Source organism: Salinivirga sp. (assembly GCF_055145285.1).
Genome location: NZ_JBSRDC010000038.1, coordinates 44,740 through 68,595 on the forward strand (window position 1 = coordinate 44,740; position 23,856 = coordinate 68,595).

General features: G+C 40.4%; 18 protein-coding genes and 1 riboswitch. Of the genes, 15 read left to right on the forward strand and 3 right to left on the reverse strand.

Annotated elements, in window-relative coordinates:
- Positions 1-34: 34 nt before the first annotated feature.
- A riboswitch (SAM riboswitch) is annotated at positions 35-130 on the forward strand.
- A gap of 180 nt (positions 131-310) precedes the next feature.
- From ACTB0Y_RS07475 to metH, 5 genes are all read left to right on the forward strand, one after another.
- On the forward strand, positions 311-1,474 hold the full coding sequence (locus ACTB0Y_RS07475; protein ID WP_463206190.1) for an amino acid kinase family protein: 1,164 nt from the start codon (positions 311-313) through the stop codon (positions 1,472-1,474).
- A gap of 210 nt (positions 1,475-1,684) precedes the next feature.
- Complete coding sequence (locus ACTB0Y_RS07480; protein ID WP_463206191.1) at positions 1,685-2,953, forward strand: O-acetylhomoserine aminocarboxypropyltransferase/cysteine synthase family protein; 1,269 nt, start codon at positions 1,685-1,687, stop codon at positions 2,951-2,953.
- A gap of 20 nt (positions 2,954-2,973) precedes the next feature.
- A complete protein-coding gene (locus ACTB0Y_RS07485) occupies positions 2,974-3,984 on the forward strand; it encodes a homoserine O-acetyltransferase family protein (RefSeq protein WP_463206192.1) in 1,011 nt (336 codons plus the stop codon).
- A 10-nt stretch (positions 3,985-3,994) separates the two neighbouring features.
- Positions 3,995-5,269 carry a homoserine dehydrogenase gene (locus ACTB0Y_RS07490; RefSeq protein WP_463206193.1) on the forward strand — a complete coding sequence of 425 codons (1,275 nt, stop codon included), beginning with the start codon at positions 3,995-3,997 and terminating at the stop codon, positions 5,267-5,269.
- A gap of 3 nt (positions 5,270-5,272) precedes the next feature.
- Positions 5,273-8,935 (forward strand): methionine synthase, encoded by a 3,663-nt coding sequence (gene metH, locus ACTB0Y_RS07495; protein WP_463206194.1) that lies wholly within the window; start codon positions 5,273-5,275, stop codon positions 8,933-8,935.
- Between the two features lie 1,488 nt (positions 8,936-10,423).
- Here metH and ACTB0Y_RS07500 read toward each other — a convergent pair.
- Complete coding sequence (locus ACTB0Y_RS07500; RefSeq protein WP_463206195.1) at positions 10,424-11,326, reverse strand: aldo/keto reductase; 903 nt, start codon at positions 11,324-11,326, stop codon at positions 10,424-10,426.
- Between the two features lie 176 nt (positions 11,327-11,502).
- Here ACTB0Y_RS07500 and ACTB0Y_RS07505 point away from each other — a divergent pair, with 176 nt between their 5' ends.
- The 6 genes from ACTB0Y_RS07505 to ACTB0Y_RS07530 all read left to right on the forward strand — a co-directional run bounded on the left by ACTB0Y_RS07505 (position 11,503) and on the right by ACTB0Y_RS07530 (position 17,221).
- On the forward strand, positions 11,503-12,357 hold the full coding sequence (locus tag ACTB0Y_RS07505) for an SPFH domain-containing protein (protein WP_463206196.1): 855 nt from the start codon (positions 11,503-11,505) through the stop codon (positions 12,355-12,357).
- A 5-nt stretch (positions 12,358-12,362) separates the two neighbouring features.
- A complete protein-coding gene (locus tag ACTB0Y_RS07510; RefSeq protein WP_463206197.1) occupies positions 12,363-12,548 on the forward strand; it encodes a type II toxin-antitoxin system antitoxin in 186 nt (61 codons plus the stop codon).
- Between the two features lie 9 nt (positions 12,549-12,557).
- Positions 12,558-13,154 carry a hypothetical protein gene (locus tag ACTB0Y_RS07515; RefSeq protein WP_463206198.1) on the forward strand — a complete coding sequence of 199 codons (597 nt, stop codon included), beginning with the start codon at positions 12,558-12,560 and terminating at the stop codon, positions 13,152-13,154.
- A 22-nt stretch (positions 13,155-13,176) separates the two neighbouring features.
- On the forward strand, positions 13,177-14,889 hold the full coding sequence (locus tag ACTB0Y_RS07520; protein WP_463206199.1) for a serine hydrolase domain-containing protein: 1,713 nt from the start codon (positions 13,177-13,179) through the stop codon (positions 14,887-14,889).
- Positions 14,886-15,374 carry a hypothetical protein gene (locus ACTB0Y_RS07525; RefSeq protein ID WP_463206200.1) on the forward strand — a complete coding sequence of 163 codons (489 nt, stop codon included), beginning with the start codon at positions 14,886-14,888 and terminating at the stop codon, positions 15,372-15,374. The genes ACTB0Y_RS07520 and ACTB0Y_RS07525 overlap by 4 nt, the downstream gene beginning before the upstream one ends.
- A 104-nt stretch (positions 15,375-15,478) precedes the next feature.
- Positions 15,479-17,221 carry an L-dopachrome tautomerase-related protein gene (locus ACTB0Y_RS07530; RefSeq protein WP_463206201.1) on the forward strand — a complete coding sequence of 581 codons (1,743 nt, stop codon included), beginning with the start codon at positions 15,479-15,481 and terminating at the stop codon, positions 17,219-17,221.
- 5 nt (positions 17,222-17,226) lie between these two features.
- On the opposite strand, the gene ACTB0Y_RS07535 is transcribed toward ACTB0Y_RS07530, so the two are convergent.
- Positions 17,227-17,592 carry a VOC family protein gene (locus tag ACTB0Y_RS07535; RefSeq protein ID WP_463206202.1) on the reverse strand — a complete coding sequence of 122 codons (366 nt, stop codon included), beginning with the start codon at positions 17,590-17,592 and terminating at the stop codon, positions 17,227-17,229.
- A 206-nt stretch (positions 17,593-17,798) separates the two neighbouring features.
- Between ACTB0Y_RS07535 and ACTB0Y_RS07540 the strand changes: the two genes are divergently transcribed.
- The 4 genes from ACTB0Y_RS07540 to ACTB0Y_RS07555 all read left to right on the forward strand — a co-directional run bounded on the left by ACTB0Y_RS07540 (position 17,799) and on the right by ACTB0Y_RS07555 (position 22,731).
- Positions 17,799-18,335, forward strand: coding sequence for a peroxiredoxin family protein (locus ACTB0Y_RS07540; protein WP_463206203.1), 537 nt, complete (start codon positions 17,799-17,801; stop codon positions 18,333-18,335).
- Positions 18,336-18,471: 136 nt separating this feature from the next.
- Positions 18,472-21,657, forward strand: coding sequence for an AsmA family protein (locus ACTB0Y_RS07545; RefSeq protein ID WP_463206204.1), 3,186 nt, complete (start codon positions 18,472-18,474; stop codon positions 21,655-21,657).
- Between the two features lie 7 nt (positions 21,658-21,664).
- On the forward strand, positions 21,665-22,324 hold the full coding sequence (locus tag ACTB0Y_RS07550) for a DsbA family protein (protein WP_463206205.1): 660 nt from the start codon (positions 21,665-21,667) through the stop codon (positions 22,322-22,324).
- Positions 22,325-22,341: 17 nt separating this feature from the next.
- Positions 22,342-22,731, forward strand: a complete 390-nt coding sequence (locus ACTB0Y_RS07555; protein ID WP_463206206.1) for a hypothetical protein — start codon at positions 22,342-22,344, stop codon at positions 22,729-22,731.
- A 332-nt stretch (positions 22,732-23,063) separates the two neighbouring features.
- On the opposite strand, the gene ACTB0Y_RS07560 is transcribed toward ACTB0Y_RS07555, so the two are convergent.
- Positions 23,064-23,690, reverse strand: coding sequence for a peptide deformylase (locus tag ACTB0Y_RS07560; protein ID WP_463206207.1), 627 nt, complete (start codon positions 23,688-23,690; stop codon positions 23,064-23,066).
- Between the last annotated feature and the right edge of the window lie 166 nt (positions 23,691-23,856).

Consider the following 23,856-nt stretch of genomic DNA (forward strand, 5'->3'; position numbering starts at 1 on the left):
TTCAGTCATTTAATCGTTTAAGCGATTATCGATTGAGTTATAAAGAAGAGCGGAGAGAACAGGCTCGTAGATGCTCTGGCAACCGGCAATAGCAAGGTGCCACAACCTGCCCAAAAGGGAATTATAACTAAAATTTTAATTATGAAACGTACCTCGAACCTCCCTATTCCGGCTAAACTCAGATTTCAGGCTTTCACAATTTGTTCTTCATGTTCGCACTGCATGCGAATGCGTAGCTGCTAATACCAGCAGATTATTAAAACCCTAAAAGGGTTAAAACGCATCACTTATTATTCAAATCATTCATGCTATGCAAAATACAGAAGTACACAAAATAGGTGGATCTGTACTCAAAGATCCAGAAGAAACACACAAAACACTCCTTTCATTAATCAACACAGCCTCTAAGAAACTGGTTGTCGTGTCGGCAATTTATGGTGTAACAGATATTATTGATGAGGCAGCTCGCAATAATAATCTCGAAAAGAGATCTTTAAAGAAACTAAAACAAATTCACTATGAATGGACCAAAAGTCTTATTAATGACCATCAGGCAAAATCAAGAATATACAAGAAGGTTAATAAAGCGCTTGCTGAAATAAGTAAACACATTAGTTTTTACCAAGCAAACCCTGACCCATACAAACTTGCACACATTTTAAGTTTTGGAGAGCGATTATCTTCCATTATACTTATTGGTGCGCTAAGCAATTTGGTTAAAAGTTTACTAACAAGCCCCGAAGCTCTTGAGCTTAAAACAGAAAGCCATCCATTTTCGGCCAATTTCATCGGATTAAACACACAGAAACTAATTCGCCGAATAAATGCCAACAAAATTATCATTATACCTGGGTTCTATGGAATTTCAAAAGAAGGGAATACATGTCTGACTGGTCGTGGGGGATCAGATTATACCGCCGCATTTCTAGCCTCAAAGCTTAGTGTACTAAAATTGGTTTTCTGGAAAGACACAGAAGGAGTACGAAGTGCCGATCCCAAGTTTGTATTAAAAACTCAACCTGTAAAAAGGCTCAACCTAATTGCACTCTGTTTAATGGAACAAACCGGAGCAGCTATTATTCATCCAAAGGTTACCCAAGAAATTGCAGGTTCCGATATCGCTGTATACTTTTATAATCCAAATGCAACAAACAATCCGGTAACAAGCATTGAAGCATCAGAAAAAATCACTGAAAGGCCCATAATTATTACGACCGCAAATAAAAAACACGATACAGGTAACTCCCAGACAACCATCACCATATTATCAAGAAACATTCCCGCTAGCATTATATTATTTAGCCGCTGGAAAAACACGCATTCGGCTTCCCGAATAGTGGACTACTCTGATCACCATATAACGTTCAGCGTGCCAGAGACCCAAAAAGTTGAAGCAACTCAATTCTTTCACGATGGATATTACATCTCTATTGAGGATATTCCTGCTAATCAATTAACACAAAAAGTTATTTAAACATGGAAACCAAGATTAAAATATACCAACCAAACAGAGCCAGAGAGGTCGGCATAATGCGTAATTAAAAATCCGTGGCCACAATCAAACGCAACGAATAACACACTCCCCAACCAGCCATAGTAACAGATAGCGCGAAAAAACCCGCGAAGCTGGATGGAGAAATTATGTTCAAAACTCAAATAATTCAAACCAAAAAATAAATTAATTATGCATTTTCAGACAAAACAAATACACGCAGGATTTAAAAAAGATGACACTACCGGCGCAAGAGTTACTCCAATTTACCAAACCAATGCTTTTTACTTTAACGATTCAGAACATGCCAGGCGACTTTTCAGTCTGGAAGAAAGTGGGAATATTTACAGCCGGCTTGGAAATCCGACAAACACCGTGCTTGAATCACGCATAGCCGATATGGAGAATGGCGCAGCCGCACTTGCTGTAGCATCAGGCCATGCAGCTCAGCTGATTGCCATTACAACCATAGCAAAACAAGGAGATAATATTGTCACGTCTCCATTTTTATATGGAGGAACGCACAATCAATTTAATGTCACATTTCGCAATTTCGGTATCGATGTGCGCTTTACCAAAAACCTGAAAGCTGAAGCATTTGATGCCCTCATTGATAAGCATACAAAAGCAATCTACCTTGAAACCATTGGCAACCCGTCATTCAGAATTCCGGACTTCAAGTCCATTGTTAAGGTTGCAAACAAACATGGCATTCCTGTAATAGTAGACAATACTTTTGCAGCCGCGGGTCATTTCTGCAGGCCCATTGACCACGGAGCTCATATCGTACTGCACTCTGCCACCAAGTGGATTGGTGGACATGGCACAAGCATGGGCGGCATCATTGTAGATGGTGGTAATTTCGATTGGGCCAATGAACGATTTCCGTTACTCAACCAACCATCCCCGGGTTACCATGGATTAAATTTCAGCCAAAACTTTGGAGCGTTGGCATTTATTGCCCGGGCCAGAGCAGAATTATTACGTGATTTGGGCCCGGTACAAAGTCCGTTTAACAGTTTTATGTTACTGCAAGGGCTGGAAACAATATCTCTGAGAGCCCAGAAACAATCAGAAAATGCACTCGAATTAGCTCACTTTTTGACCAGCCACAGCAAGGTTAACAACGTTTGCTACCCTGGATTGGAACATCATCCCTCGCACAAGGAATCTCAAAAATACCTGACAAATGGCCACGGCGGCGTACTCAACTTCACAGTAAAAGGTGGGATTCGTGCTGCATCAGCTATAATAGATAATCTCCAACTGGCAGGACATATGGCCAACGTTGGAGACAACAGAACACTTGTAATTCAGACGGCCATTACCACACATCAGCAATTAACACAGGAACAACAAGTAACGGCAGGCGTAAGACCGGGCCAAATAAGGGTTTCACTCGGCATAGAACACATTCAGGATATTAAAAACGATTTCAGCCAGGCCCTTGATAAAGTTTAATCAAACCTCAAAAATATAAAATGGAAATACAAACCAAAACAAACGAAGTTATAAGAAACACAGGATCACTTAATGTTCGCTATTTTGAGACAGAACAGGGCAAAATCATTCCCTCGATTCGAATTTTTTATCACTCCTGGGGAGCTTTAAACACTAATGCAAACAATGTGATTTGGATTTGCCATGGCCTCACTGCCGACAGCAATGCTGAGGCATGGTGGCCGGGACTGATCGGACCCGGAAAAACCTTCGATACCAACAAATATTTTATCATTTGCCCGAACACCCCAGGCTCTTGCTATGGTTCTTCAACACCCGAAGAATTAAAAGCAGGAGCAAATATGTCTGATAAAGAAAAGCTGAATTTAAGCGTTCGTGATATTGCTTGTATATATAACCAGATGGCAAAACAACTCAGTTTTAACAAAATTGAAATCCTTGCAGGACCTTCAATTGGTGGCTTTCTGGCGCTGGAATGGGGTATCGAACACACAATCCCCATAACTAAACTGGTGCTGGTAGCCTCAAGCTATTATGCCTCCCCCTGGAACATCGCCATTAATGAAACGCAACGCATGGCCCTGAAAACGAAAGATAAAGCATCAGGACTTGCAGCAGCGCGGGCAATTGCGATGTTAAGCTACCGCTCAGGTGAAGCCTATAACCGTACACAAAAAGGACAAAATGAAGATGGTCAGTTTTATGCTGCCACATATCAGCAATACCAGGGTGAAAAACTGGTCAAACGCTTCTCCTCCGAAACTTATGAATTTATGATTGACTTATTCAATAGCCATGATATTTCGAGAAAACGCGGTAATGTAAAAGCGATACTGGAGAAAACAGAGACCGCAACCCTAATTATTGGATTTTCCCACGATCAGTTATTTCCTTCCGATGAACAATATAGGTTGGCGAACATGTTGCCAAAATCAACCTACCATTTAGTAGAATCTGATTTCGGGCACGATGCATTCCTGACAGAAAGTCGCACAGTAGCCCAATTAATTAAAAACAATCTAAACCTTTAAATCATTAATGATGAACAACAATCAACTTAAAATAGGAATCATTGGATTTGGCACAGTAGGCCAGTCACTCTACGAAGTACTACAGAAATCTCCTTCGACTAAAGCAGCCATACATACTGTAGTAGCTAAAAATCCGAATAAACAAAGAAGTATAGTACCCGAAAACCTTAAGTTTAATGCCAGCGAAATAATCAATTCAAACGAAATAGATACGGTTGTAGAACTTATCGATGACGATAAAGAGGCACTAAAATTGGTAAAAACCGCCCTATATAACGGAAAAAATGTCGTGAGCGGTAATAAAAAAATGATTGCTGAAAACCTGGAAGAGATCATAAGAATGCAGCAAGACACTGGCCAGAGCATACTCTACGACGCTTCAGCCTGTGGCAGTATACCGGTAATAAGAAATCTGGAAGAGTATTACGACAACGATCTCCTCCAAAACATTACCGGTATTCTGAATGGATCATCCAATTATATCCTTACACAAATGTACGCACATCATAAAACTTATGAAGATGCGCTGGCAGAGGCACAAGAGAACGGTTTTGCAGAAAGCAACCCCACATTCGATGTAGATGGCTACGATGCCATGTATAAACTCATCATTCTCACATTACACGGTTTCGGCACTATAGTGAAACCTGAGAATGTATTCTACACAGGCATTTCCGGAATTTCTGGCAACGATATAAGCTTTGCACGTGAAAAAGGCTTAAAAATCAAACTCATTGCTCATGCATGCAAAGTACCCGGCAATAAAGTCGCCCTGTTTGTGATGCCGGCATTTGTGGAACCAGAAAACTATCTTTACAATGTAGATGACGAGTTCAATGGTGTAATCATTGAAGGTGAAGCATATGATAAACAATTAATGTTTGGCAAAGGAGCTGGCGGACACCCTACTGGTTCTGCAGTGCTCTCAGACATTTCAGCATTGAGCCACCAATACAAGTACGAGTACAAAAAACTGCATCTGCCAAACCCGCCGGAAGTTTCAGAAGATGTAATGTTAAAAATGTATTTCCGATACCAAAAACCCGAAACCATCGACATATTACCTTTACAAACCATTGAAGAACAGCATATCGGACCACAATATCATTATACCGTGGGTACAGTAAAGCTTGCTGATCTATTGATAAATAGTGATAATTTACGTAAATTTGTTTCTTTTATGGCACTACGCAGAATCAGCAACGAAAGTATTTTCACCCATTACCAGAATAAAAACTACTACCGGCAATCACTTGCCCCGGTAAATGCGCATTTAATACTATAATCTATGAAAAACAAACCCAACATTTACGAAGCAGTTAAAAAACGAATACTGGTGCTCGATGGCGCCATGGGAACAATGCTGCAAGCATATAACTTTCAGGAAGAAGACTATCATCATGAATCAATACCGGAGAGCGGTGGAGATTATAAAGGCAATAATGAATTGCTCAACATTTCCCACCCTGAAGCAGTCCTGGAAATACATAAAAAGTACATCGAAGCCGGTGCAGATATTATCGAAACCAACACATTTAATGGCAACGCCATCTCACAAGCCGATTATGGACTCGAAGGCATGGTGCACCTTATCAATTATAATGCAGCCAAACTTGCCAGAGAAGCTGCCGATGAGCTCAGCACGCCCGACAGACCAAGATACGTAGCCGGCTCAATAGGCCCAACAAACCAAACAGCCTCATTATCGCCCGATGTAAGCAACCCGGGGTTTCGCAAAGTACATTTCGACGACCTTTACGAAGCTTACAGAGAGCAAGCAACAGCGCTTGTTGAAGGGGGCGTGGATGTTTTACTGATAGAAACCATTTTTGACACACTCAATGCAAAAGCCGCCCTATACGCCATTGAAGAAGTAAACAAGGATAAAGGCACCAACGTGCCCATAATGATCAGCGGAACAATAACAGATGCCAGCGGTCGCACACTCAGCGGACAAACGCTGAAAGCCTTCTACACTTCTATGATGCATGGCAATATATTCTCATTTGGATTGAACTGTGCAATGGGTGCCGAACAGCTTACACCCTACATCGAAGATCTGTCGAACATGGCATCGGTTTATACCAGCGCTCACCCAAATGCCGGGCTACCCAACGAACTGGGAGAATACGACCAATCCGCACGGGAAATGGCCAACCTCATCGAAGGTTACCTTAAAAAAGGTTGGGTAAACATCATTGGTGGTTGCTGCGGCACAAGACCAGACCACGTTAAAGCTATTGCTGAAGTAGCAGAAAAATACCAACCGCGCAAAGTTCCCAAATACAAGCCGGTTACCAGAATCAGCGGACTGGAAATGCTGGAAATTACACCTGAATTGAATTTTGTAAACATCGGAGAACGCACCAATGTAGCCGGTTCCAAAAAATTTGCACGGCTTATACGCGAAGAAAAGTACGAAGAAGCATTGGATGTGGCCAGAAATCAGGTCGATGGCGGAGCTCAGGTTATTGATGTATGCATGGACGATGCCATGCTCGATGACGAAGCGGCAATGGTTAAATTCCTTAACCTTATTGCAGCTGAACCAGACATTGCCAAAGTGCCCATCATGATTGACTCCTCTAGATGGAATGTGATTGAAGCCGGATTAAAGTGCGTACAGGGAAAATCTATTGTAAATTCCATTAGCCTGAAAGACGGGGAAGAAGAATTTATCAGGCGCGCACAAATAATTAAGCAATCCGGTGCTGCAGCAGTAGTTATGCTTTTTGATGAAACCGGACAGGCCGATGTTTATGAACGCAAAAAAGAAATAGCGCAACGTTCTTACGACGCATTAACGAAAAAAAGCGATTTTCCTCCGGAAGACATCATCTTCGACCCCAATGTATTGGCCATTGGAACCGGCATAAAAGAACACAATAACTATGCAGTAGATTTCATTCGCACCTGTGAATGGATAACTAACAACCTCCCCCACGCCAAAATCAGCGGCGGAATAAGCAATCTATCATTCAGCTTCAGAGGCAATAACACTGTGAGAGAAGCCATTCACGCTGTTTTTCTTTATCATGCCATTAAAGCCGGCCTCACCATGGGTATCGTGAACCCAAATCTACTCCAGGTATACAATGACATTGAACCAGATTTACTTGCACTAACCAAAGACCTGGTACTGAACAAACGCGCCGATGCTACTGAGCGTTTAATGATTTTTGCAGAAAATGTAAAAGAGAAACAGGAAACAGAAGTACAAAAAGAAAGTTGGCGCGAGAAAAACCTCGAAAACAGACTAGAATACTCCTTACTTAAAGGCATCAGAAACTACCTGGAAGAGGACCTCGAAGAAGCAATTGAAAAATACGACAAAGCCCTTGAAATTATTGAAGGTCCTCTCATGAATGGGATGAATACGGTTGGCGACCTTTTCGGTGAAGGTCGAATGTTTCTGCCACAGGTTGTAAAAACAGCCCGGGTAATGAAACAAGCCGTTGAAATACTCCAACCCACCGTAAAATCACAAGAAGCGGAAGGTACCGAGCCACGCAAAAAAGGTAGATTATTACTGGCCACCGTAAAAGGCGATGTGCATGATATAGGCAAAAACATTGTAGATGTTGTACTTGAATGCAACAGTTATGATGTCATTGATATTGGCGTAATGGTGCCTGCAGAAACCATTCTCGAAGAAGCACACAATTATCAGGTTGACGCCATTGGCCTGAGTGGCCTCATAACACCTTCTCTGGATGAAATGGTTGAAGTAGCCAAAAAAATGGACGAGGCAGGCTTTACTTTACCCCTACTTATTGGTGGGGCTACCACATCAGAATTGCATACCGCAGTTAAAATTGCACCAGCATACAAAAACACTGTAATACATGTAAAAGACGCCTCCCGGAGTGTTGGTGTAGTTAAAAACATCCTGGGTAAAAACAGCGAACAATACGCTGAAGAGATAAAAGAAAAATATGAAAAAATCAGAAACAAATACGAAAACAAACATCAGGTGGAACTTAGGGACATTAAAGATGCCCGTACCAATGCCATACAGCTGGATTTTACTGACGAAAGCGTATACCAACCCAAACAAACAGGCATAAAAGTATTTGATGATGTTAAAATAGAAGATATCAGACCCTACATCGACTGGACATTCTATTTCGGGGCCTGGGACCTCAAAGGTCGCTACCCTGCAATTCTTGGCGATCCGGTTAATGGCCCGGAAGCACGCAAATTGCTTGATGATACAGAACAAATGCTCAGCGAAATTGAACTCAATCAATGGTTGAAGTGCAGCGGCGTAGCAGGTATTTTTCCGGCTGCACGCTACGGTGATGACATCATCGTTTATGAAAATGATCAACGCAACCAAATCAAAATGTATCTTAACCAGTTGCGCAACCAGGAACGAAAAGACGGCCCCAACCTCTGCCTTGCCGATTTTATAGCACCATCAGATTCAGACATGAAAGACTACATAGGAGCCTTTGCTGTAACAGGAGGATTAGGACTCGAAGAGGTAGAAGAACATTTTAGAAAACAAAATGACGACTACCATGTAATTATGGTCAAAATATTGGCCGACCGGCTTGCAGAGGCTTTTGCCGAATACCTGCATGAAGTAGTACGTAAAGAAATGTGGGGATATGCTACCGAGGAAGACCTTACTGTAGATGCTATGTTGCGGGAAAAATACCAGGGTATCAGACCGGCATACGGATACCCGGCCTGCCCGGACCACGACGAAAAACGCAAAATCTGGGAACTTCTCGATGCAGAAAAAAATACCGGTATCAAACTAACAGAGAACATGGCTATGCACCCCATTGCTTCAGTAAGCGGACTTTACTTTGCACACCCACATTCCAAATACTTCCGTATCGGAAAAATAAACGATTCACAATTAAACGATTATGCCGACCGGAAAAAACAAACGCCTTTTGAAACATTAAAATACCTGAAGCAAAATTATAGTGAAGAATAATTTTTGATAAATTAATTTTCCCGGCGGCTATAGAAATCTATAGCTGCCGTTTTTTTGCTGCAGAAAACATTTTAATAACAAACCCGAAAATTTTTGCTGCAAATCACCTGAAAACCAACACAGATGAACCGAGCCAAGACAAAATTTTTGACACACTGCGCCTTCGCGTAGCTTTCGCTTCCGCTATAGCTTCAGCGAACGCGGACGGCGGAGCAAGGCACGCACATTGATTATAATGGAAGTAAAAACCATGTATGACGTAAATATGATTCATCATGGCGAGCTCCACCTGCCCGCCGTACTACTAAGGCAGGCGGGTCTGATCATTAAAATCAAAATTGTAAACAGATGAAACCTCCATGACAAAGCTTTTGACACAGTTCTGCTGAGCATGCCGAAGCACACGAGCATGATTATTCGGAGGAATAAAAATAAAAGGCTTGTTGTTAGGGAAAAGGAGATTCCATATGACCATTGAAAATTAAATATCAACATATGAAATAAGCATAAAGTATTTCGATTCGCGCACTCCAACTCTATGGCAACTCATCCCCTTTCGCAGCAATAAAAATACGGTACCATTGCTCATCGCTCATCTCTAATTCCTGTTTTGTGCACCACATCGACGCCCTAAAAATGCACCACTGATTATCAGCCTATTGTGGGTTTTAAATTAATATTTTGGATGTCCCGTCCTATTTTGCTCAATAGAATTAAACTATGTTGCATAGACCCGGGCATCCGTGATGAATAATTTCTCATATCCTTTTCCTTGATGAAAAGGATCAAAACCTGTCCGACAATTGGCGGAAATCAAGACCAAATTACGGTTATTCGCCTATCGGCTCATGAGGGCTTCGCCGTTCATCCCGCTCTGTTCAATGAATTAAATGGCATATAAAAGCTGGGCAAACCTCTTTTATACCATTTATATCCATTGAACCCCGATTATGAAAATATAGCGCAACTGTCTTCAGCAGTTGCTAATATTTTCTATATCGGGATTTACCCTCATACAATCCATAAAATGATTGAAAATCATAATTATGGATTAATTCGAGTAGAACATTCACCCCTGCGCTGGCCCGCCAACGGCTTTAGCCCTCACGAGTTTACGAGTAATTTGGTCTGGCCAACCCGCCTTGGGTCTTGTCGTTGATCAGCAGTAAAAAGCTTGCCAGCTAGCCGCATGAAGAAAAATGCGTTAAAAAAACCTTGTTATTATGGCGTCAAAGTTTGCGCTGTTTGAGCACCGATTTTTTTGAAAAATCGGTGTGAGTTCGTAAACTTTAGATATAAAGACCAGGTTTTTAGCACTTTTCTTTAAGCGGCGGGTTTTTGAGCCACCCTTCGGTCGACGAAGGCTTGCCGCAGGTGAAACGCTAAAGCTATGGCGTCACGCGGTTTTGCCTTTATTGACCTGTAGCAAAAAAAGTAGGGTTATGTCAAAATTTGGTGCCCCATTGCACAAAACAGGGCACTCCAACCCTATGGCAACTCATCCCCTTTCGCAGCAATAAAAATACGGTACCACTGCTCATCAGTCATAATAAAACTAAGTGCCTGAGCTGCTTTTTGCAACCGTTCAATTTTACCGCTTCCCACCACGGGTAAAATGCCGGCCGGGTGTTTTAAAAGCCAACTATAAACAACCTGGTCAACAGACCGTAACCCCATTTCTTCTGCAACATTTGAAATGGCTTGGTTTACCGCTAACTCACGATTATTCGCAGGCTTAAAAATCTTGCCTCCTGCCAGGGGCGACCAGGCCATGGGGTTAATCCTGCGCTTTAAGAAACTTTCAATATTACCATCTTCGAAAGCCGAAAGGTTCAGTGGCGATATCTCAACCTGATTTGTAACCAGCTTATCGTCCAGGTAAGATTGTAGCACCTCATATTGCTGTGGGTTGAAATTTGACACACCAAAAAACCGCACTTTTCCACTTTGCTTTAAATCGCCAAAAGCTCTTGCCACCTCATCAGGATCAAACAAAGGCGATGGCCGGTGCAACAACAATAGATCAATATAGTCCGTATGTAAATTAACTAACGAATTTTCAACAGACGAAACAATGTGCTCGTAGGAATAGTCGTAAGTTTTAACTTTCCTTTCCGGATATTTATCTGAAATTAACTTAATACCACATTTTGTAATAATCTGTATATCCTCTCTGATGCCGCTCTTTTGCTTTAATGCTTTACCAAAAGCGGGTTCACACTCATAATCACCATAAATATCGGCATGATCGAATGTAGTAATGCCCAGTTCTACAACTTGTTCTATGAAACGTAGCAATTCAGAATCTGTAAGCTGCCAGTCAAGCAATCGCCATTGGCCATGTATTATTCTGGACACCTCAAAATGAGGCGCTAACGCTATTTTTTCCATATAGATACCATTATTGTCTTAGGATAGGTAAAGGTAGTCATTATATAAAATATACAACGGTCAATTCAAAAGTTTGGGTTTGAGATTTTTGAAAAAAAATTGGTTTGTTTAAAAATTCATCGTATTATTGTGATATCATTTTGATATCATTTAACAATCATTTTAAAATTATAGCTATGGAACAGGAAAAAACGTACAAAGGGATGAATGGATTTGCAATGCTAACCATCCTATTGATACTTTTCATTGGGTCAATTGTAGGCATTATTTTGGCAAAAATGGTCCCGCTGCTTGCAATCACATTAATTTCAGCATTTCTGAGCATCGGATTTGTCATTGTAAATCCCAACGAATCATCTGTACTTGTGCTTTTTGGCGCCTACAAAGGAACCATAAAGCAATATGGCTTTTTCTGGGTGAACCCGTTCTTTGTGAAAAAGAAAATTTCGCTGCGTGCGCGAAACTTCGACAGTGATCCCATTAAAGTAAACGATAAGGTGGGGAACCCGATAAAAATTGGCGTTGTGCTCGTGTGGAAAGTCGATGAAACATTCAGAGCAGCATTTCAGGTTGACGATTTCCAGCACTTTGTGCTTGTTCAAAGCGAAGCTGCGCTACGTAAAATTGCCGGTGCTTATCCGTATGACAATTTTGAAGATGAAGATGCCGACTTAACCCTGCGTTCAGGTGGTGAACAAATCAACCATGAGCTTGAAAAAGAAATTGCAGAACGTCTGGAGCTGGCCGGCATACATGTTATTGAAGCGCGCATCAACTACATAGCTTACGCCGAAGAAATTGCAAGCGCCATGCTCCGTCGTCAGCAGGCATCAGCAATCATTGCAGCCCGTGAAAAAATCGTAGAAGGCGCAGTGGGTATGGTAGATATGGCCCTAAAACAATTCGAAGGCAAAGATGTAATTACGCTCGATGAAGAAAGCAAAGCCGCAATGGTTAGCAACCTGATGGTTGTACTTTGCTCCGATGAAGCAGCCAGACCAATTGTAAATGCCGGAACACTCAATCACTAAAATTTATGGCCAAAAGGAAATTCGTACTTCGTCTCGAAGAAGAAAAAATGAAAGCGTTGGAAAAATGGGCTGCGGATGAATTCCGCAGCACCAATGGCCAATTGGAATGGCTTATTACCAAAGCGCTTAATGAATCGGGCCGATGGAAGAAGGGACAAAAAAATGAAGATACAGAGAAAGAAAACGATTAAACAATAAAAATGGCAGAAAAAACAGCAATAGAATTACTACAAGAATTCGCTGACAAAACAGGTCGCCAGGCGCAATCAAGCGTAAAAGACCAGAGTGTTTTTGCAATGCATACACAGACCATGCATGCCCGTATAATTTGGTTTGCTGACAACCCCGGCTCAAACCGCTTTTTCGCCGCCTTTTCCAACCCCAAATATTTTGGAATTAGGGCTATTTACAGCGGGGTATTCATACCTGTAGATGTTCCCCAAAAAGCGCTGGTGCATATTCGTAAAAAAACAATATTTGACAAACTTAAGTTTCCCAACTTACGCAAATCAGAGAAGTTTAATAACAGAAAACTAGACAAAAAACTAGTGCTCAACGGAGAGCAAATAGAGAGAGCCGCAAAAATTCTTTACGACCAGAAAATCCAGCATGAAATACTCAACTTTATGAAAAAGAACCCGCTATACAGAATCATCATCAATGATTTTGATATGAGCTTCATCCCGGAATTCAGCACCAAATCTTACCTGGGATTGGTGCGTATAGACTGGGAGTGTGACGAGGAAAACATCGAAAACCTTTTTAGCGAAATAAAGCAATTTGAAAAACATCTGTAAAAATGGAACAAAAAAAATCATGATGAAAAAGACACAAATTGGAACGTTTGTATTGGCATTATTTGTAATTGCCAGTCTTATCCAGTGCAAACCGGAACAGGAAAAGGAATTAAAATCCCAATTAGATTCGTACTTTGAACAACAAGTTTATAATCAATCAGACGATATAGATAAAGAGAAGAAACCCGGACTGGCGGTAATAATTACAAAAAAAGATACTATCCTATATAAAGGAAGTTTTGGTTCAGCCAATTTAGACAAAGAATTGCAAATAACTGAAAACACAATTTTTGACATAGCTTCTGTAAGTAAGCAGTTTACAGGAATGGCAATAGCTCTTTTAGAAGAAAAAGGTGAGATTAATATGAATGAAAAAATCATTAAGTATTTGCCTGATTTGCCAGAGGTTATGAATGATATTACAATATATCAACTTGTTCATCACAGTTCCGGTATTAGAGACTGGCCTGGGTTATTTGGTTTAAAAGGATGGCAGCCCGATGAACCACTTTCATTGGATGATATTTATGAAATGCTAAAAAAACAGGAAAGTTTGAATTTTACCCCGGGTACTGCATTTTCATATAGTAATTCCAATTACAACCTTTTGGCAAAAATAGTTGAAGCAGTTACAGATACAACATTTAATAGCTGGATGCATAATTATATATTTGCTCCCCTGGAGATGAACAACACATATTTTGTCGGAAACAGTAATCAAAAAGCAGATGTTGTTGCCAATTCTTATGTTTATACCGGAAATAATTACCTCCCTTTTTCTAATAATCTCAGCGCCCCTGGTTCCAGTTCACTTAGGAGCAGCACCTCAGATATGTCAAAATGGATAATCAACTTTCACAGTAAGACATTGCGTGGAAATAACGCCTTTGACAAAATGACTCAAAAAGGAAGTTTAGCCAAAAATAAAACCATAGATTATGGATATGGCTTGTACATAACTGAAATAAAAAATAAGAAAGCTTATGGACATGATGGGTCATGGGGAGGCTACAAGTCGGTAACAGTCTTTTTTCCTGAAGAAAGTATTGGTGTGGTTATTTTAAGTAATAATGGAACACTACGCCCTCAAAAAATGATGAATGACATTGCTGATATTTTATTTGGTGATGAGACAGAGAAAAAAACAAAAAAAAGTGAGTCAACAGAGCAAGAAATAAACGATGAATTTTTCGCTTTGTGTGCCGGCAAATACCAACAGGTTGATGACAAAGATTGTTATCTGACTTTCTTTAAAAAGGGTGATGAATATTTTGCAAACGTATATAATAAAGATTATAAATTATATGCTAAATCAGATTCAGCATTTTTTGTAAAAGAAGCCAAAGCTGAACTTGTATTTCATCTAAGAAATGGTAAAGTAAATAGTCATACGCTTAATCAAAATGGCAAAAGTTACTTAGCATTGAAAGTTGAAGAAGAAGAAGGAGGGGTTGAAGAAGAACCAAATATTAATTACGATAAATTAACAGGAACATTCTATTCAAAGGAGCTTGATGTTAAATATGAAATTAAATATGAAAACGATAAATTGAAAATACAAAGTCCCATATTTCCGAAAGATATAATTCTTGAACATTCCAAAAGCTTGACATTTATAAGTAATTCAGGCTTAATACAATCGATTTCATTTTTAGAAGAAAATGGAGCAACTATAAGCCTGGTAATAAACAATCCAAGAGCAAAAAATCTATTATTTGAAAAAGTAAACCAATGACATCACAAGAAAACACGCTGTCTAAAAAAAGCAAAGATGAACTCTTTTTCTTTTTCAAACATGATGGCAGTATCGATTTCCCTAAAAAGCTGGCTGCCGGAAAAATCCTTTACAACAGAAAATATGATCGGCGCAAATTAGCAGAAGAAAAAAAGAAAATAACAGACGAAATAAAAAAAGAAATTGAAATCTGTATTAATCCGGAAAAAATCAAAAGGGAACATAAAGCCCAACTAAAGAAAAACTTAGCATGGAGCCTGGTCTTAACTATCATTGTAGCAACCATTACAATCATCAATAGTGATCAGTTAGTTTCATCCATACTCACTGAATTAGCCATGATTACAGCTTCCATTATAGCCATGCCATTTATCCGGTATCTATGGGGAAACAGAAGTTTACAAAAGAAATTACGTGAGGGCAAAAGAAATCTGCAAGTACTTGAAAGCAGATTGCAAAAAATCGAACAGGAATGGCCCTTTTGAATAGTAGCAAAACACTCAAAAATAAACTCCTAACAAACACTTAAAAGAAATAAACAGCAACAATTGCAGCAACTTGGTTGTTTAGGCTCTCAAAAAGAGATCCTATGCAGATTAAAAAATTGCTACCAACACTACTGGCAGGATTGTTACTTTTTAGTTGCCAGCAACAATCCACAACCACGAACTCAAAAGCAGTTGAGACAATTGCACAATCAAATCACCAATGGACAGGTGTAGCTGTAAGCAATAGCAACAGAATATTTGTCAACTTCCCGTTTTGGTCAGACAACACACCTGTTTCAGTAGCTGAAATTGTTGATGGTAAAGCTGTACCCTATCCTACAAAAAACTGGAACAACCGCAACAACCCCGATGGCTTTCTGGCTGTTCAATCTGTTTTTGTCGACAAGCAAAATCACTTATGGGTACTTGACACCCGCAACGCCCAATTTCGGGGAGTAGACAGTATTGGTCCGGTGCTCTATCAATTTGATTTGCAAACAGACAAGCTTATAAACAAGTATAATTTTGACAATAAAGAGTACACTAAAAACTCCTATTTTAATGATGTAAGAATCGACAATACAGATCAAACAGCTTACATAACAGACTCGGGCAACGGAGCCCTTATCGTGCTTGACTTAAAATCAGGAGAGGCTAAACGCTTATTGGACGAGCATTCTGCCACACATGCCGAAACAGACTACCTTGTGGTAAATGGCAAAATGTGGAAAAACAGTATCGATGCTGATGGCATTGCCCTCAGTCCAAATCGCAAACATTTATATTTCACAGCTCTGAGCGGGCATACTTTATATCGCATTCCTACATCAGCTCTGCAAAGTAAGTCCATAACAAAAAAGCAGCTGGCGGCTTCAATAGATACCGTAATGCATATTCCCGCAACCGACGGTATGCTTTTCGACGATCAAAGTAACCTATGGATGGGAGGACTGGAAAACAATTCCATAAATGTATTGCAAAATAATGGGAAATTGGTTCAAATAATTCAGGACAGTATTATACACTGGGCCGATTCATTTAGTAAAGATACGGCTGGCAACATATTTTTCACCACCTCACAGATACATTTGCAACCCGAAAACAGAAAAGCTTATGATATCTTAAAAATAAATCCGGTGAAACTAAACCCAAAACCACTCAACAAAATACTAATAGCCATTACAAGCCATGGCTTACTCGGTGAAACAGGAGACTCAACCGGATATTACCTTTCAGAAGTATCACATGCGTATTACACTTTTATAGAAGCTGGTTTTCAAATTACATTCACTAGCCCCAAAGGAGGCAAATCGCCAATTGATGGCATGAACATGAAGGACTCGCTCAATAAAAAATTCATGAACGATAAAGAAGCACAGCAAGCCATTGAAAATGCTATTCCAGCCAATCAGGTCAACCCTTCTGAATATCGTGCCGTTTACTATGCAGGTGGACACGGTACCATGTGGGATTTTCCGCAAAACAAAGCACTTCAGCAGGCGAGTCGCAAAATCTACGAAGATGGTGGTTTAGTATCAGCAGTCTGTCACGGTCCATCAGGGTTAGTCAACATCAAGCTTTCAGACAATAACTTCTTATTAAAAAACAAAACAGTAGCCGGCTTTACCAACGAAGAAGAAAATGCAGCCGGCCTTGATGATGTAGTACCATTTTTACTGGAATCGAAATTAAAAATGCGTGGTGCGCAGTTCAAAAAATCGCCTGTATTTCAAAAAAAGGTGGTTTCAGACCACAGAGTGGTGACGGGGCAAAATCCCGCGTCGGCCAAAGGAGCTGCAGAGCGGATAGTTGAGCTATTGACCTTCAGCACAACAGGCAAGTAAAACAATCAATGGTCGAACTCCAGTAACTCAACGGGAGCTCCATTGATTTCAATCATTGCTACACGCACACCATCAGAAGGTGGGTTTGGAGGTGTAAGCATTTTGAAGTTGTGTTTTTCAAGCTCGGCATCCAAATCATCAACTTCAAATGCTACATGTGGTAACTTTTGAATTATTTCAGGCAAATGGCAATCCGCCTCAAAACGCATCCACTCCACACCTACAGGGCTTTCAGGAAAACCTGAAACATAAAACTTCAAATGTGGAATATAACGTTCTCCGGCCGTTTTATGATTCATGGGAATACCTGTATGATGGTACCGCCACCCCCACTCTGCCGTGGCTATTGGCAATTCTGAATCTTTACGCATAAAAAATTCTATTATCTGTTACAAACCCTAAAAATAGTAAATTCAGTACAATAATATTGGCTAATAAAACAATATCATACAGCGATATTGCACAACAAATTCCGGAAAACATTGGCATAAGATTACAAAAACAGAATATTTTATTAATTTTATCATGGTGGTTAGCCATTATTATTCAATAATACAGATAGAAAAATAAACTTACTATGATAAAAAGACCATTTTTCTTATTATTTGTTTTTGGCCTTTTACTCGGGTTGCCAACCAATGCACAGAATGTCAAAGTTGGAGACATGGCGCCAGAAATAGCTCAAAAAAACCACAATGGTGAAGAAATAAAACTGTCGGATTTGCGCGGAAAAATGGTGCTCATAGATTTTTGGGCATCTTGGTGTGTGCCCTGCAGAAAAGAAAACCCTAACCTGGTTGAAGCTTATGAAAAATATAAAAACACGAAATTTATTAATGGTAAAGGGTTTACAATTTTCAGTGTTTCGCTCGACTCCAAAAAAGAAAGCTGGCTAAAAGCCATAAAAGATGATAATTTGAAATGGCCTTACCATGTTAGCGATTTGAGGGGCTGGCGAAGTGAGCCTGCAAAAAAATACGGCATAAAAGCCGTACCTGCCAATTACCTCATTGACGGAAATGGCAAAATTGTGGCCATACACCTCCGCAGTGAAGAAGTTGAAGAAACCCTGAGTAGCTATAAAGACACCTGGCTCAATCAAATTTTCAGATAGCGAGTCAACCTGCAACTAATAATGAAAACACTATGTGTTTATTCAGTTTGCTTCATATAAAATCAGTAAATTAGTCAACAATAGAAATTCACACATTGCGCAATAATAATACAGGTCTGACCTAAAACGCCTTACAATGAAAACCGGACGCATACTCAAAAAAACAGGAAAAGTTCTGCTCATTACGCTACTATCGCTTATTGTACTTATACTCGTTGCAGTAGGCATAGCATTACATTCTGAAAACACCATCACTCGTCTGGCGCTTGATGAAGTTACAGAAATGTTCGATGCTCCAGTGAAAGTAGACAATGTGGAACTCCATATTACACGCAATTTTCCATATGCTACAGTAGCATTTCATGGGCTCAAAGTAGGTCCATACCGGAAAAACCAAACCGATACAACAGACCGCCAAAGCAATGATACCCTGCTAAGTCTTGACAAACTTTATGTGTCCATAAAATCAAGACCATTATTCTACAATAAAATTAAAATCCGGAAAATTGAAATAGAAGGCTTTGCTTTCAATTACTTCGTAGATTCCTCAGGAGCAACCAACATTGATTTCCTAATGGAGAGTGATACCACAGATGTGGAAGAAGATTCCATTACTTCAGACACCTCTGAAAGTGTACTTGATGTGCTCCTTAGCAACTTAACTATCCGCGACGTTACAATCAACTACAGAGACGAATCCATGGGTGCAGCAGCTTTACTTCATATCCCGGAAATGGACATCTCAGGTCGCGTGCTTGACGAATATTACAAAGGCTCCCTCAAAGGCGAAGTTGTACTAACCAAAAGTAAATACAACGGCACAAACCTCAACCTGATGAACCGGACGTCACTGGCCTTTATGGTCGACTATGATGATGGCGCCGTAGAACTGGAATCGCTCAACTTTTTAACCGATGGCGCCAAATTAACAGCGAGTGGTAATGCCATGATACGGGATTCCATCTATATGGACATGCAATTCAACCTCGAAGATGTAAACCTCAAAGAATTAAGCAAATATGCCCCCAAAGAAATGCTGGCCGAATACGGCTTACAAGAAATGGGAGGTATATTAAACCTTTCGGGCAAAGTAAAAGGTTACCTCTACGATACTCTGCTCCTGCCGGCGGTCAATACAGATATGGCACTTGAAGGTGGCCGCATCATCACAACTGAATACCCGGCCATAGAAAACCTGGCTTTCGCAGGAAGTGTGTTCGTACCAGACCCGAATAACATGCAAACAATGGCCGCCAACTTTAAAAGTTTTCATCTCGCCACCCCAAAAAGCCGTGTTGATGCATCATTTAATGTAAAAAATTTCGAACAACCTGTTTACCGGGTCAAAACCAATGCTGCCCTTACCCTCGATGAATTTGCAGCATTATTACCCAAAGGCACCGTTGAATACCTGCGGGGTGAAGTCGACTTTCAATTTACCACACATGGCACACTACCTAAAAACCCTGGCCTGAACAGTGCCGACTATTTTCTTACACGCACCAAACTGGATGTGCAAATTCGCGACATTGCCACAGCCATGGACTCCATGCAGAAAGTAGAAAACTTCTCAGCAAACTTCTCCTACAGCCCAAATAAACGCATGGTACTCGATAAGTTCACCATGGAAGCACCGGGATACAATGTAAAAATTGATAATGTTGTGCTAATGGCCGATATTCTTGGCCTTGTCAGCGACATGGACAACATGGGAGCCAATGTGGATTCGCTTTACTTAAAAATGGGCAACACCACACTTAATGCTAAAGCACATGTCAAAGGATTATCAAAACCAACATTCAATTTAACTTCTGATTTGAGGTTAGATTTAGATGAATTAAAGCAACTTATGCCGGATAGTTTGGTCGATAAAATGGGCGGGCAGGTTGCATTTGGGTTAAAATCGCACGGCACGGTAGACCTTGACTCCATTGAAACTCAAATAATGCCTATCGTATTTGAACAAAGCGAATTCGGACTAAACATAGCAAATTTCAACTTTGCCATGCCCGATGATACGTTAACCAGTATAGACAAGCTGAACCTTGACTTTGCCATGGCAAACGACACCATGAGAATTGATAATGTGCATGCTCAAATGCACGGACTCGACTTTTGGCTGGACTCCACCGAAATATGGAACGTATACAAAGCATTCCTGCTGGAACAAAAAGACAAAAAAATTATAGTCAACACCCACGCCAAACTCAGCAAATTTGACTATGCAATGGTATTACCATTCATGGAAGAAGACACAACTGCAGCAGACACAAGCGCCAATACAGAAATTGCTGAAAACAAATCAAAACCCGAAGCACAACCTAACACTGAATCAAACAGGGAAGTAACCAAAGAAACTGCTGCAAACACTGACACCACAAGTACAGAAGAAACTTATATTCCGCCGTACATCGTGCGTGGAACATTTGCACTTAATAGTGTTAAATACGAAAACATTTACCTTGAGAACCTTTCCACAAAATTCCGCGTTGACGATAGCCTTTATGTGGCCGACAAACTCACATTCGATGCTTTTGGAGGAAAAATCATTACATCGGCTGTGTACGATACCCGAAAAGATTCCCCAGAAGATACGCTGATAACATTCTATTTCAAAAACGAAATGGAAAATGTAGACATACATCAAATGCTGGTAGATGCAGACAACTTCGACCAGGATGACTTTACTGCCGAAAACATACGCGGTAAAGTTACCAGCACCCTCGATGGAAGAGTAATTTTTACAGATAATTTTGATGTTGTGTACGACAAAATTAATGTACTCGGAGACTTTAAACTCGAAAACGGTGCCATTTATAATTACGAACCACTAATGGAAGTTTCTGAATATCCGGTACCTGCACTAAGCGACCTTGACACCCTGGTTTTCAGAACATTGAGAAGCAATGTCTTCATATACAAAAACGAAATTTTCTTCCCCAAAACTGATATCATAAGTAATAAAATTGACATGTCAGCCTATGGAATGCAAAGCTTCAATGAAGATTATGAATATCACTTTATTATGTTCTTCAGCGACGTGATTTTTGGGAAAAACAAAAAAGTACTGAAAAAACAGGGATTTGAGAGCACTGTATTCGAAGGTGATGATGAAGCCAACAGAAGAGGAACACCCATTATTGCTAAAGACCTGGAGGGAGAAACAAAATATGGTCCAGATAGTAAAGCTGCTCGCCGTATGATGCAAACTAGAATACGACTTAAAGAAAGAGGACTAAACCTGATTTTCCATCCACGGCTGGTGAACTTCAGTACCGACCTCGACCGAAAAGAAGGCAAGGCTCAAAAAGAAAAAAAGTAAACAGCAAATGCGATTGACTAAAAACCATATTATAGCTTATACCCTCTCCCTGGCAATAATAGTTTTGCTGGCAATAAAACTATGGCAGTATTACGATAAAAAGCCTGAGGCCAAAAGCAAGGCAATAATAAATATAGCAAAGCAACAACCTTTAGACATAGTATTTGGTAACGACAGCGCTACATTATCCGTATATATGTATGCCAGTTACAATTGCAGCTACTGCCGAAAGTTTTTTACAGACGTTATGCCTGAATTGAGTTCCTTAATGGAAGAGAAAAGCATCAAAATTGTGATGCGACTGACATCCAAAACAAAAGACTCCAGGTTAAAACGAGCGCTCAAGGCTGCTGTTTGTGTAAACTTATATGGAAACTTTCAGTATTTGCACAAATTACTCTTACATGAACCTAAAGTGGTCTACACACAAGACTTCCAGAGCATGATCGATGAATTCAGCGTGAAAGATCCTTTTGTTGGAGAATGTATAGACGGACAAAAAGCTTCTGAATATTTAGAGCAAAACATACAGGAATTTGACAATTTAAAGTTAAAAGGAACGCCCAGCTTTATAATTGAAAAATATGTTTATCAGGGTTACAGAGATCCCGAAGCATTCAAAGCAATAATTGAAAAACATTTATCAAAAATTGAAAAAGAAGTATAAATAAAAAAAACCTGACTATGAAAAAAAAGATTTATTTCTTACCACTGGCGCTACTTGGAATTTTCCTGGCCTTTAACTGGGGATGTGAAGAAGAGGAAGCCGAACTTTGTGAAGCTTTCGACGGACTTCCCGAATATTGCGATATACCGACAATTTGCTGTCCGACCGATGGCGGAGATTGCTATTACGTAAATCCCGACGGCGAAAATTATTATTGCGACGCTGACCTTGCCACAGACAATGACCCGGATGGATGTGCGGAAGCTGAAAACACATACATTGATGAACATTGTGACACAACGGCCGTCACAAAATCAGCGAGAACGCAAATGCATAAAGATTTGAGTCAGTTTACACGTAAATTGATGCAAAAAGCCAGAGAACAATCGGTTTGCTATACAGAATAAAAGTGAACTTATTTATGATAAACCGTGGCTTCCGCCAGGGTTGAATACTACAGTTCGTTGCGTCGCTTTTGCCCCTCGCGATGATGTCTCCGAATGGACGATAACGTCGCTGTTTAAACTGCACAAAACCCAAATCGGAGCCGTCATCACGAGCGCCAGTGAAGTGATCTGTTTCAAGTTTCCGGTTCGGTTGATTGCAACAGATTGCCACGGGCTTCGCCCTCGCAATGACGCCTCCGATTTTCTGGCACAAACCCACAATCAACTGCATGAACATTCGGCTAAATTTGTAATTCAGCCATGCTGCAACGCTTATGCTGATGGCTTCAGTTTCATTTTGTGCTATTTTCGGCCTGCACCTCCGCTTCAAGATGATCCGTGTACAGAATTCCATTCAAATGATCGATCTCATGCTGAAAGATCACAGCAGTAAAATCCTCCACCATCTCCACGTGTTGCTGCCCGTCCATACTCTGATATTCAAGTAAAACGGCGTAAGAGCGGGAATTGAGGGTATCCATGCGATCAGGGATCGAAAGGCAGCCCTCGCGGCACTCCTGGGTCAATTCCGAATATTGCCTGATGCGTGGATTCAGATAAAATTCAAACGGAAAGCCACTTTTATCGAAACGCTGCACCCAAATCACTTGTTTCAATATACCTACCTGGGGGGCCGATATACCCACACCTAATGACACACTATCTGTAACGGTTTTGTAGAGCCGATGCACTAATGCCTGTAAAACCTCATCAGTTGAATCGGGAATAACCTGCTTGCTCTTTTGCCTAAGCAGCAGTGAATCTTCGGTATTCGCAATTGACCAAACACGCATGGCTTGTGAAGTATCGCTGGCCATGATTAGCTCTTGTTGTCCAGGTGTAAATTGATTAGGTTTATCACATGAGGAAAAACCAAAAGTCCAAAGTACCAATAAGAAAATCAAAAAAGTTTTATACATCACTGAAAATTCTAATACTAAATTTTGATAAAGATAATGAGTATTCAAACAAAAAATAATCTTTCTATTGCTAGCCGAATTGCAAATTAGACTTAGCACTTAACGTACCGTTTTTAATATAGTTGCGAAAAAAAGTACAGTCCACGTGATCAAAAAACCGGGTATC

Coding starts and splice junctions, on each gene's coding strand:
- ACTB0Y_RS07540 (WP_463206203.1), top strand. CDS start 17,799: ATGATAAAAAGACCATTTTTCTTATTATTTGTTTTTGGCCTTTTACTC.
- ACTB0Y_RS07480 (WP_463206191.1), top strand. CDS start 1,685: ATGCATTTTCAGACAAAACAAATACACGCAGGATTTAAAAAAGATGAC.
- ACTB0Y_RS07490 (WP_463206193.1), top strand. CDS start 3,995: ATGAACAACAATCAACTTAAAATAGGAATCATTGGATTTGGCACAGTA.
- ACTB0Y_RS07515 (WP_463206198.1), top strand. CDS start 12,558: ATGGCAGAAAAAACAGCAATAGAATTACTACAAGAATTCGCTGACAAA.
- ACTB0Y_RS07520 (WP_463206199.1), top strand. CDS start 13,177: ATGAAAAAGACACAAATTGGAACGTTTGTATTGGCATTATTTGTAATT.
- ACTB0Y_RS07510 (WP_463206197.1), top strand. CDS start 12,363: ATGGCCAAAAGGAAATTCGTACTTCGTCTCGAAGAAGAAAAAATGAAA.
- ACTB0Y_RS07560 (WP_463206207.1), bottom strand. CDS start 23,690: ATGTATAAAACTTTTTTGATTTTCTTATTGGTACTTTGGACTTTTGGT.
- ACTB0Y_RS07550 (WP_463206205.1), top strand. CDS start 21,665: ATGCGATTGACTAAAAACCATATTATAGCTTATACCCTCTCCCTGGCA.
- ACTB0Y_RS07500 (WP_463206195.1), bottom strand. CDS start 11,326: ATGGAAAAAATAGCGTTAGCGCCTCATTTTGAGGTGTCCAGAATAATA.
- ACTB0Y_RS07545 (WP_463206204.1), top strand. CDS start 18,472: ATGAAAACCGGACGCATACTCAAAAAAACAGGAAAAGTTCTGCTCATT.
- ACTB0Y_RS07530 (WP_463206201.1), top strand. CDS start 15,479: ATGCAGATTAAAAAATTGCTACCAACACTACTGGCAGGATTGTTACTT.
- ACTB0Y_RS07535 (WP_463206202.1), bottom strand. CDS start 17,592: ATGCGTAAAGATTCAGAATTGCCAATAGCCACGGCAGAGTGGGGGTGG.
- ACTB0Y_RS07505 (WP_463206196.1), top strand. CDS start 11,503: ATGGAACAGGAAAAAACGTACAAAGGGATGAATGGATTTGCAATGCTA.
- ACTB0Y_RS07485 (WP_463206192.1), top strand. CDS start 2,974: ATGGAAATACAAACCAAAACAAACGAAGTTATAAGAAACACAGGATCA.
- ACTB0Y_RS07555 (WP_463206206.1), top strand. CDS start 22,342: ATGAAAAAAAAGATTTATTTCTTACCACTGGCGCTACTTGGAATTTTC.
- ACTB0Y_RS07525 (WP_463206200.1), top strand. CDS start 14,886: ATGACATCACAAGAAAACACGCTGTCTAAAAAAAGCAAAGATGAACTC.
- metH (WP_463206194.1), top strand. CDS start 5,273: ATGAAAAACAAACCCAACATTTACGAAGCAGTTAAAAAACGAATACTG.
- ACTB0Y_RS07475 (WP_463206190.1), top strand. CDS start 311: ATGCAAAATACAGAAGTACACAAAATAGGTGGATCTGTACTCAAAGAT.